10 protein-coding genes and 1 pseudogene are annotated in these 10114 nt (G+C 59.6%); 4 read left to right on the forward strand and 7 right to left on the reverse strand.

Going from position 1 to position 10114, the window contains the following annotated elements:
- From HMPREF2886_RS03675 to HMPREF2886_RS03695, 5 genes and pseudogenes are all read right to left on the reverse strand, one after another.
- A partial coding sequence (locus tag HMPREF2886_RS03675; RefSeq protein ID WP_139148387.1) for a DUF4158 domain-containing protein occupies positions 1-586 on the reverse strand: 586 nt, incomplete at its 3' end.
- Positions 587-589: 3 nt separating this feature from the next.
- Positions 590-1066 (reverse strand): annotated as a pseudogene (locus tag HMPREF2886_RS03680) (recombinase family protein); the annotation flags it as partial.
- Between the two features lie 490 nt (positions 1067-1556).
- The gene (locus HMPREF2886_RS03685) at positions 1557-2711 is read right to left on the reverse strand and encodes a glutathione S-transferase family protein (protein ID WP_034011923.1); all 1155 of its coding nucleotides are present in this window, start codon (positions 2709-2711) and stop codon (positions 1557-1559) included.
- Positions 2712-3121: 410 nt separating this feature from the next.
- Positions 3122-3457 carry a helix-turn-helix domain-containing protein gene (locus HMPREF2886_RS03690; RefSeq protein WP_001172026.1) on the reverse strand — a complete coding sequence of 112 codons (336 nt, stop codon included), beginning with the start codon at positions 3455-3457 and terminating at the stop codon, positions 3122-3124.
- The gene (locus HMPREF2886_RS03695) at positions 3438-3815 is read right to left on the reverse strand and encodes a type II toxin-antitoxin system RelE/ParE family toxin (RefSeq protein WP_003151133.1); all 378 of its coding nucleotides are present in this window, start codon (positions 3813-3815) and stop codon (positions 3438-3440) included. The genes HMPREF2886_RS03690 and HMPREF2886_RS03695 overlap by 20 nt, the downstream gene beginning before the upstream one ends.
- Before the next feature lie 191 nt (positions 3816-4006).
- On the opposite strand from HMPREF2886_RS03695, the gene HMPREF2886_RS03700 reads away from it, so the two are divergent.
- The 3 genes from HMPREF2886_RS03700 (at position 4007) to HMPREF2886_RS03710 (ending at position 8704) form a co-directional block, all read left to right on the forward strand.
- Complete coding sequence (locus HMPREF2886_RS03700) at positions 4007-4609, forward strand: recombinase family protein (protein WP_010465829.1); 603 nt, start codon at positions 4007-4009, stop codon at positions 4607-4609.
- Complete coding sequence (locus tag HMPREF2886_RS03705) at positions 4593-7622, forward strand: Tn3 family transposase (protein WP_024015041.1); 3030 nt, start codon at positions 4593-4595, stop codon at positions 7620-7622. Before HMPREF2886_RS03700 ends, HMPREF2886_RS03705 begins: the two co-directional genes overlap by 17 nt.
- A 236-nt stretch (positions 7623-7858) precedes the next feature.
- Positions 7859-8704 carry an AraC family transcriptional regulator gene (locus tag HMPREF2886_RS03710; protein ID WP_003464995.1) on the forward strand — a complete coding sequence of 282 codons (846 nt, stop codon included), beginning with the start codon at positions 7859-7861 and terminating at the stop codon, positions 8702-8704.
- A 29-nt stretch (positions 8705-8733) separates the two neighbouring features.
- Here HMPREF2886_RS03710 and HMPREF2886_RS03715 read toward each other — a convergent pair whose 3' ends face one another.
- Together HMPREF2886_RS03715 and merR are read right to left on the reverse strand one after the other, a co-directional pair.
- Positions 8734-9252, reverse strand: a complete 519-nt coding sequence (locus HMPREF2886_RS03715) for a YkgB family protein (protein WP_003464991.1) — start codon at positions 9250-9252, stop codon at positions 8734-8736.
- A gap of 274 nt (positions 9253-9526) precedes the next feature.
- Positions 9527-9961: an Hg(II)-responsive transcriptional regulator gene (merR, locus tag HMPREF2886_RS03720; protein WP_070746812.1), complete on the reverse strand. Its 435-nt coding sequence runs from the start codon at positions 9959-9961 to the stop codon at positions 9527-9529.
- A 71-nt stretch (positions 9962-10032) separates the two neighbouring features.
- Here merR and HMPREF2886_RS32890 point away from each other — a divergent pair.
- On the forward strand, positions 10033-10114 hold an 82-nt coding region (locus tag HMPREF2886_RS32890), incomplete at its 3' end, for a mercuric transporter MerT family protein (RefSeq protein WP_256562484.1).

Below are 10114 nucleotides of genomic sequence, written 5' to 3' on the forward strand. Positions count from 1 at the left end.
GCTCGTCCAGCTTGGCCCGATGCGAGTCCGTGAGTGGTTCGACCAGGGCGCGGTAGACCCGCCGATTGGCTCGCGCAATGGCTTCCGAGCAGGCCCGGTCAATCACGCTCAGCGCCGGCAGGATGCGTCGTTTCTGCCGTAGGCTCTCCAGGGCCTGACCGGCCAGCAGCAAGCCTTTGTCGGTCTGCTGGGCCAGCTCGGTTAGCTCGCGCACCAGGGCGCGGAAGTCGGACAGGCCGAACGGGGCCAGTTGCAGGTCGGTGCGCAGTTCCTGGGCATGCTCGCGACGGGTCACGTCGCGCTCGCCGTACTTTGCCCAGCTCGCCGGCTCGGCCTGGACTTGCTTCGCCACCCACAGGATGACCGGCTCGGGCAGCTCGCTGTCGGTTCCCAGCGCGTAACCGGGGTAGCGCAGCAGGCAGAGCTGCACGGCGAAGCCGAGGCGGTTGGCGTCGCCGCGTCGCTGGCGGATCAGCGACAGGTCGGAGTCGTTGAAGGTGTAGTAGCGGATCAGGTCATCCTGGCTTTCCGGCAGCGCAAGCAGGGTGTCCCGCTCCGTGGCCGAGAGGATCAAGCGACGCGGCATGTGTCAGTCGTCCGTGCGGAGGTACTGGTAGAGGGTTTCCCGGCTGATGTTGAACTCGCGGGCAAGCTGCGCCTTGGGCTCGCCGGCCGTCGCTCGCTGCCGCAGGGTAGCAGCCTGCTCATCGGACAGGGCTTTCTTGCGGCCCCGGTACGCGCCACGCTGCTTGGCCAAGGCGATGCCCTCACGCTGCCGCTCGCGGATCAGGGCGCGCTCGAACTCAGCGAAGGCCCCCATCACCGACAGCATCAGGTTGGCCATCGGCGAGTCCTCGCCAGTGAACACCAGGCCCTCCTTCAGGAACTCGATGCGCACGCCGCGCTGAGTCAGCTTCTGTACCAAGCGACGCAGGTCATCGAGGTTGCGGGCCAGCCGATCCATGCTGTGCACCACCACTGTATCGCCTTCGCGGACGAAGCTCAGCAGCGCTTCGAGCTGGGGGCGCTGGGTGTCCTTGCCCGATGCCTTGTCGGTGAACACCTTGCTCACCTTGGCAAACGCTTTGCGCACGAAGGGCTTGGGGGTGTAAGCGGTGCATTGATACCTGTTGGGCTTCGCGTGGCTCAACCCAATCTACCGGTAATTCATGGATGCATGATGCCGAGTCAATAAGTCCGTATTGTAGGTTGGGTTGAGCCGCCTTGCGGCGAAGCCCGACAAAGCGGTGCATTGATACCTGTTGGGCTTCGCGTGGCTCAACCCAACCTACCGCGGTAATTCGTGGATGCAGGATGGGCAGTAAGCCGGTACAGGGAAGTTGGCCTTGGCGGGCTGTCGCTACGCGCCGAGGCCACCCTCCACGCGCGCTGCCCGCAACATTCAACTGGCCCCGGCCAGTGCGCGAACATAGCATGCAGGCGTTCCGCTGAACCCTTGAAGTGCCGGGGGTTACTCAGATACCCGCTGTGGCCAGCGCCTGGCGCAATATCCTCCTGCATGACGCAGGTTTGTGATTGCCCGGCTGGCTGCAAGGCTATTGCAGGACGAGGTTGTAGTTCTCCCGCTTCATCTGCCGGGCCAGCTGCAAGGCCATGACCGGCTCACCGCCGGTACGCTTGAGCAGTTCGGCTACACGCTGCTGCGCCGCACCGGACAGACCGTTGGCCGCTGCCTGGGCTTTGGCGAATAGCCACAGACCGTGTGGCGCACTGGCGCGCTGGATTTTGCAGCCACGCCACTGATACTCGACCATGCCGACGGTGGGATGAATCTTGCGCTCCTGGGCTATATGCGTCGGAGTGCCTGCAGGCAGTCCCTGGCTCCAGGCATTGAATGCCCCGGCATCCGCCGCCAGCAGAGTGCCCCAGTCCTTGAACAGCAGCGCCAGAACCGGCTCCAGGGTGGCCGGAAGCGCATCGTCGGGCAGCCAGGCTTCAGCACGGTCGGGAAACTCGACATCGCCGATACCGGCAAGGTTCATGCGTTCGGTCCAGCGGAAGACATTCGGTGCACGATTTTTCATCAGCGCGGACGGGTAGGGGTCGCGGCCGAGGTGAGCAAACAGCGGGGCCATAAAGCCGAAGTCGGCAATGCTCGGGTGACCACCGAGCAGGTACGGATGGCTGAGAAAGTGAATGTCCAGCGCATCCAGCAGCGCCTCATAGGCGGCCTCATGTGCCGGGATGCTTTGCGGAGTCACACCGAGGAAAGGCAGAAAGGAATTGAAGTAGCTCATCATCTGCGCGCCTGCAGCCAGACGCTCATCACGGTTGTTGCCGGCGTGCACGCTGCGGCCGAATTCGGCGCGCAGGAATTGTTCCTGCTCGGCGCGGTAGGACCAGCGATAGTGCATGGCGGCGGCCAGCAGGCCCTCGGAACCAAAGCCGTCCAGCAGCAGTGCGGTTACCCGCTGAACCGGCGAGGTCGGCAGCATCGGGCGTGCGGGAAAGGCTTGCTCCAGATGGTCGATCATGTCGCTGGTATCCTGCACGATGGTGCCATCGGCCAGCTCCAGAATGGGTACTACCACGGCACCAACCACCGGTACGACTCGCTGCTGAAACGCCGGCTCAGCCGGCATGCGCTCGCGGAAGCTGATGCCTTTCTTGATCAGATACGAGCGAATCTTGCCGGTATACAGGGAGTGCGGCGTGCCCCACAGGGTGATGCATTGCTGGGAATCGGTCATGGCAGGTGTTCTCGGGTCGAGGTGGGAAGCTCAAGGCTCCGCTGAAACAGCAGGGTTTTGCGGAGCCACGAAGCGCGCAGGTTATGACTGACGCCGCTATTGTGGCGGTATGCAATGCCGGTTAGTGAATCACCCCCGTATCGTGCTGGCAAGTCGCTACAGGGTAGAGCTGTCACCGATTGATGACGCTGTGAGCTCCCTCAGACACAGACAGCCGCCAGCATCCAGCCGGGCTGCGACATCGCTTGCTGGGCAGTCTGCTGGCGCTGTGGTGAAATAGGACTTTACGGATAGGAAATTCAACCGCATGAGGCCAAGTATGGCACGAGTTTTGGGCCTCGAAACACGTTCGGCCAAGGAAGGTTGAGCGCTCGCTTGCCGCTCAATGGCAAGAATCAGGAGAGCTCCGATTAAGCGGTTGCGAGCGTTAGATGCCCGATCGGCTCGGCTGCTGGCCGTACCTTGATTTCGATGTCGTAGCCGAGGCGATTCAGACAATCCATCAGCTTGCGTTCGGATAGATTGGTGAAGTCGCCGCGCATCATGCCCGACACCTTCGGTTGCGGGATGCCCATGCGTTTGGCCGCCGCTTGTTGAGTCAGCCCAAGGGCGCGCATGGCCCTCCTGATCTCGACCACCAGGCCGGTCTTGATCTTGAGCTTTTCAGCGTCAGGCAGTCCAAGGTCGGCAAAGACGTTGCCCGAGCTGCGCTGAACCTCGACGCCTTCAATGATTCGTTTTTGCATTTCGTAGCTCCTGTGCCAATACCTCGGCCACCTTCAGCCGAGCGCGGATGATGTCCATGTCGGCCTTTGGCGTGGCGATTCCGCTCTTGCTCTTCTTCTGGAAGCAGTGCAGGACGAACACCGCTTCCGCAAACTTGACCGTGTATACCGCTCGATAGGTGCCGCCGGCATCGTCTTCGACGACCTCCAGCACGCCGGCACCACCGAACCCCTTGAGCACCTTTGCTGCGTCATCCTGATCGCCTATCTGCGCCAACGAGAGCGCGTAACCGAAACGGCGACGCACGTCGGACGGCAACGCCATCAAATCCTTGTGGCTGCTCGCGATCCATTCGAGCGGTTTTTCTTTGTTTGTCATGACGGAATTTTATACCTGTTCAGGTAATGATGTAAACGCGGCAACCTCAAGGAGGTGTCGTAAAACATTTGTTTTGCGACAGGCTGTCAGCCGCCGCTGTGCTACCTGTGCAACACCCCCTCAAAAATGTACGGAAAACTCTATCGCTATTCACTATTATGCGGAAACCTGTTTTTGATGGTTATCCGCCTATGTTGGTTGGCTACATGCGCGTGTCGTCGGACTCCGACCGCCAGAGCACGGACTTGCAGCGCGACGCGCTGCTCGCCGCCGGCGTCGATCCGCGTCACCTGTTTGAGGATCGTGCCTCTGGCGCGAAGGATGACCGTGCCGGCTTGGCGCGGGCGCTTGAGTTCGTTCGAGCCGGCGATGTGCTGGTGGTGTGGAAACTCGACCGGCTCGGTCGCTCGCTGTCGCACCTGCTCGCCATTGTGACTTCGCTCAAGGACAAGCGGGTGGCGTTCCGCTCGCTGACAGAGAACCTGGACACTACGACGCCCTCGGGCGAATTCCTGTTCCAGGTGTTCGGTGCGCTCGCGCAGTACGAGCGCGCCTTGATTCAGGAGCGCGTCGTCGCGGGCTTGGCCGCCGCACGCAAACGCGGCCGGATCGGCGGCCGGCCGCAGGCGATCACTGGTGAGAAGCTGGACGCCATCGTCGCCGCGCTCGATGGCGGCATGTCTAAGGCGGCGGTGTGCCGCAACTTCAATGTCAAGCGCACTACGTTGATCGAAACATTGACGCGAGCAGGTTGGCGTGGTGCGGGAAGGACGGTCGATGAGCAACAAGAATAAGCTACTCACCGTCTTTTCTGACGCAGAGCAGGAAGCCTTGTACGGCCTACCGGACTTCGACGATGCTCAGCGGCTGGAATACCTGGCGTTGGCCGAATCTGAACTGGCGTTCGCCAGCAGCCGGCCTAGCCTGCAGGCCCAAGTCTATTGCGTCTTGCAGATCGGCTACTTCAAGGCCAAGCATGCTTTCTTCCGCTTCGATTGGCATGAGGTCGAGGACGATTGCGCCTTCGTGCTGAGTCGCTATTTCCACGGCGAAGCGTTCGAACGCAAGGCGATCACCAAGCATGAGCACTACAGCCAGAGGGGTCAGATCGCCGAACTGTTCGGCTACCGGTCGTGGGCGGCTAGCTTCCTGCCGCAACTGGCACAGCAGGCTGAACAGATCGTGCGGCGCGACGTAATGCCAGGATTCGTGGCCGCCGAACTGATCGTTTGGCTCAGCGAGCACAAAATCATCCGGCCCGGCCACACCACCTTACAAGAGCTGGTCAGTGAAGCCCTGTCCACCGAACGCAGGCGCTTGGGCGGCTTGCTGGCAGAAGTGTTGGACGAATCGGCCAAAGCTGCGCTGGGCCAGCTCCTGGTGCGTGACGACACCCTGTCTCAACTGGCAGCGCTCAAGCAGGACGCTAAAGATTTCGGCTGGCGTCAGATGGCAGGGGAGCGCGAGAAGCGCGCCACGCTGAAGTCCTTGCACGGGATCGCCAAGGCGCTGCTGCCCAAGCTCGGCATCTCGCAGCAGAACCTGCTGTACTACGCGAGCCTGGCGAACTTCTATACCGTCCATGACCTGCGCCACCTGAAGGCGGAGCAGACCCGGCTCTACCTGCTGTGCTATGCCTGGGTACGTTACCGGCAGCTCACCGACAACCTGGTCGACGCGATGGCCTTCCACATGAAAAAACTTGAGGACGAGAGCCGCACGGGTGCGAAACAGTCCTTTGTCGCCGAACAGCTGCGACGCCATCAGGAAACGCCGCAGGTTGGCCGCCTGCTGTCGCTGTACGTGGACGACAGCGTGGCCGATCCGACGCCGTTCGGCGAGGTGCGCCAACGCGCCTACAAAATCATGTCCAGGGAATTGCTGCAAAACACGGCGCAGCGCATGAGCGTCAAGCCACTGAACAAACTGGCGCTGCACTGGCAGGCGGTGGACGGCCTGGCCGAACGCATTCGACGCCATCTACGGCCGCTGTACGTCGCGCTCGACTTCGCCGGCACGGCCCCCGATAACCCATGGCTCGCGGCGCTGACTTGGGCCAAGAGCGTGTTCGCCAAGCAGCAGCGCCTATCACAACGGCCACTCGACGAATGTCCGGCGGCAACGCTGCCGAAACGCTTGCGTCCGTACCTGCTGATGTTCGATGCCGAAGGCACGCCGACAGGCCTGCATGCCGATCGTTACGAATTCTGGCTTTACCGTCAGGTCAGGAAACGCTTCCAGGCGGGCGAGCTCTACATTGACGATAGCTTGCAGCACCGGCATTTGTCCGACGAGTTGGTTTCGATGGACGAGAAAGCCGCCGTGCTCGCGCAGATGGACATCCCCTTCCTGCGGCAGCCGGTCAGTGCCCAGCTCGATGCACTGGCGACCGAGTTGCGTGCGCAATGGGTGGCGTTCAATCGCGAGCTGAAACAGGGCAAGCTGACGCACCTGGAATACGACAAGGACACGCAGAGACTGACCTGGCGCAAGCCCAAGGGGGAGAACCAGAAGGCGCGCGAGCAAGCTCTCTACGAGCAACTGCCATACTGCGATGTCGCCGACGTGTTTCGCTTCGTCAACGGCCAGTGCCAGTTCCTGTCGGCGCTGACACCATTGCAGCCACGCTATGCGAAGAAGGTAGCCGACGCCGACAGTCTGATGGCGGTGATCATTGCCCAAGCCATGAACCACGGCAACCAGGTTATGGCACGTACCAGCGACATCCCGTACCACGTCCTGGAGAGTACCTACCAGCAGTACCTGCGCCAGGCGACGCTACATGTGGCCAACGATTGCATCAGCAACGCCATCGCCGCACTGCCGATCTTCCCGCATTACTCGTTCGACCTCGATTCGTTGTACGGTGCCGTTGATGGGCAGAAATTCGGCGTCGAGCGACCAACTGTGAAGGCGCGCTACTCGCGCAAATATTTCGGCCGCGGCAAGGGCGTCGTCGCCTACACGCTGCTGTGCAATCACGTGCCGTTGAACGGCTACCTGATAGGCGCACACGAGTACGAGGCTCACCACGTGTTCGACATCTGGTACCGCAACACGTCGGACATCGTGCCGAGCGCGATCACCGGCGACATGCACAGCATCAACAAGGCCAACTTCGCCATCCTGCACTGGTTCGGACTTCGTTTCGAGCCGCGCTTCACCGACCTCGACGACCAGTTGCAGGAGCTGTATTGCGCCGATGATCTGGCATTGTACGAGAAATGCCTGATCCGGCCGGCTGGCCAGATCGACCGGCAACTCATCGTCGGTGAGAAGGCGAACATCGACCGAATCGTCGCCACACTGGGCCTGAAGGAAATGACGCAGGGCACGCTGATCCGCAAGCTGTGCACCTATACGGCGCCGAACCCGACGCGGCGCGCAATCTTCGAGTTCGACAAGCTCATCCGCAGTATCTACACACTGCGCTACCTGCGCGACCCGCAACTGGAGCGTAATGTTCACCGCTCGCAGAACCGCATTGAGTCCTATCACCAGCTACGCTCGACCATCGCCCAAGTCGGTGGGAAGAAGGAATTGACCGGCCGCACCGACATCGAAATCGAGATCAGCAACCAGTGCGCCAGGCTGATCGGCAACGCGATCATCTTCTACAACTCGGCGATCCTGTCCCTGCTGCTGACGAAGTACGAGGCAGCTGGCAATGCCAAGGCGCTGGCGTTGATCACGCAGATGTCGCCAGCGGCCTGGCGGCACATCCTGCTGAACGGGCATTACACCTTCCAGACTGACGGCAAGTTCATCGACCTGGATGCGCTCGTGGCGGGACTGGAGCTGGGCTGACGGAAATTTCTGGGATTCCGGCGTACAACCCCGTAAAATAGAAGAGTGAGCACTTGATTTGCTGGTGCTTTCAAACAACGGTGTTGTTTTTTTAACAGCCGAACTGGAAAGGGAGGCTGAGCTGCTCAGTGATCACTTTATCCGTTGGCTGATTTACGCCGGCATGTTCGCTACAGGCACTGAACGACAACGCAGATGGTATGGTCTGTGCGTTCTGACTCGTCAAGGATCGGCCAATGGATCGTTTGTCTAATTTGCTCTCGCGGTTCGGCGTGCGGGCCAATCTGTTCTATGACGGCGACCTATGCGGCTCTGCATCTTACGATGGCGCCGAGCGGCGAGGTTATATCCATCTGCTTCAGGCCGGCAGCGTGACGTTGCTTGGTCCCGATCGCAAGGATTTGCAGCTCACTCGCCCTAGCTTGATTTTTATGCCACGCCCCGCCAAGCATCAATTGTTTGCGGGTGAGTCCGATGGCGCAAAGTTGTTGTGTGCTTCCATGGAGTTTGAGGGCGGAATTGATAATCCTTTGTCGGCTTCATTACCGGACTGTTTGGTGCTCGCACTCGATGATCTGCCCATGCTGGCAGACACGTTGGAGTGGATGTTTGCCGAGGCGGCAAATGTGCATTGTGGAAGGGAAGCCGCGCTTGAGCGCTTATTTGAGCTCCTAATCATTCTGTTGCTCCGTTACCTGCTCGATCATCACCAGTTGCGCACCGGAATGATGGCTGGACTGGCCGACATGCGGCTTGCCCGATCGCTTTTACAGATGCACAACTCCCCGGAACATGCCTGGTCAATAGCAGAGCTGGCCAGTGAGTCAAATATGTCACGCGCTGCGTATGCCGTGCATTTCAAGAGTGTCATCGGACAGACGCCTGCTGATTATTTGTTGAGTTGGCGAGTTAGCCTGGCTCAGAAGCTGATGCGAGAAGGGCGCTCGATTACGCTGATTGCAGCTCAAGTCGGCTACGAAAGTCCTTCGGCGCTGTCTCGCGCATTTAGACGCAAGACGGGGTTGAGCCCTCGTGACTGGTTGAAAGATCTGGCGGGGGAAAATGATGGCAAAAAGGCCTAAGGCATTACTGCCTTAAGCCATTGAAAAAATTATGCATTAATTTTACGTTTTTCCAGTTCAACCAGCGAATGGCCTGCCACAAATATCGAAACAGCAAGCAACCCTAAGTCTTTAAGCAGAAACTGACCTGGCGCAACGGAAATCGCCGGAAACCCTAAACTAGGCTCAATGACGCCCGGAGTGGAAAACATAAAGCTAAGGGTTGTGAAGAACAGGCCTGCAGACAGAGCGCCTCCTACCACGGATAGTTTGGGCGACAGCATGCGGCCTGCGATCAGAGTGCCGATCGAAATCTCTAGTATGCCGAGCAGGCTGGAGAACATGTCGACCGAAAAAATGCTATACACCCATCCCAAAAGCGGGCTGTTGCTCACCAGTGGAACCAGGCCCTCGGCCTCGTAGTGGGTAAATTTCATGCCGCCGAACCAGAAGTAAATAATAGCGAGAGCCAAGTACGCGCCATAGATACCTAGCCCCATAGTTTTGGTTCCAAGCGTTAAGTGGGCCTGTACGCTGGACTTCGAGTTTTCAATGCCTATGGTTTTCATGTCTGAGCTTCCAGTAGTGAGTGAGAGTGTGTTGGCTGCCGAACGCCGTATGCGTTGGCGATGAGATGATTATGGCTGGCATCTCTAATCAAGAGGCATCAGAAAGTATTGATTTCAGTGCAGATCGTCTTGGGCGGTGCAATTCGCGATGAAGGGATCGCCGTGGAGAGCGATGAGTGCACTATTTCGATAAAGGAGTCGTTTTACATAGGTCGATGAAGGAGTCGCCTCAGAAAACGGAAAATAAAGCACGCTAAGGCGTAGTTCCCTCGGGCTACACCGCGTCCGCACTGCGCGGTTCTTTCTTCCCTTGCAGTGACGCAATCAGCGGGCAGGAAACGTTCCCCTTCCGCGCATGGCAGGCGCACACCAAATCAGACAGCACGGCCTCCATGCGCGCCAGGTCAGCCATTTTCTCGCGCACGTCCTTGAGCTTGTGCTCGGCCAGACTGCTGGCTTCCTCGCAATGGGTGCCATCCTCCAGCCGCAGCAGCTCGGCGATCTCATCCAGGCTGAAGCCCAGCCGCTGGGCTGATTTCACGAAGCGCACCCGCGTTACATCCGTCTCGCCATAGCGGCGAATGCTGCCGTAAGGCTTGTCCGGTTCCGGGAGCAAGCCCTTGCGCTGATAGAACCGGATGGTCTCCACATTGACCCCGGCCGTCCTGGCGAAAACGCCAATGGTCAGGTTCTCCAAATTGTTTTCCATATCGCTTGACTCCGTACATAACTACGGAAGTAAGCTTAAGCTATCCAATTCAGATTCGAAAGGACAAACGTATGTCTGAACCTCAAAACGGGCGCGGCGCGCTCTTCACTGGCGGGCTGGCCGCCATCCTCGCCTCGGCTTGCTGCCTCGGGC

It is taken from the genome of Pseudomonas sp. HMSC066A08 (assembly GCF_001813025.1).
In the GTDB taxonomy this organism is placed as follows: domain Bacteria; phylum Pseudomonadota; class Gammaproteobacteria; order Pseudomonadales; family Pseudomonadaceae; genus Pseudomonas; species Pseudomonas aeruginosa.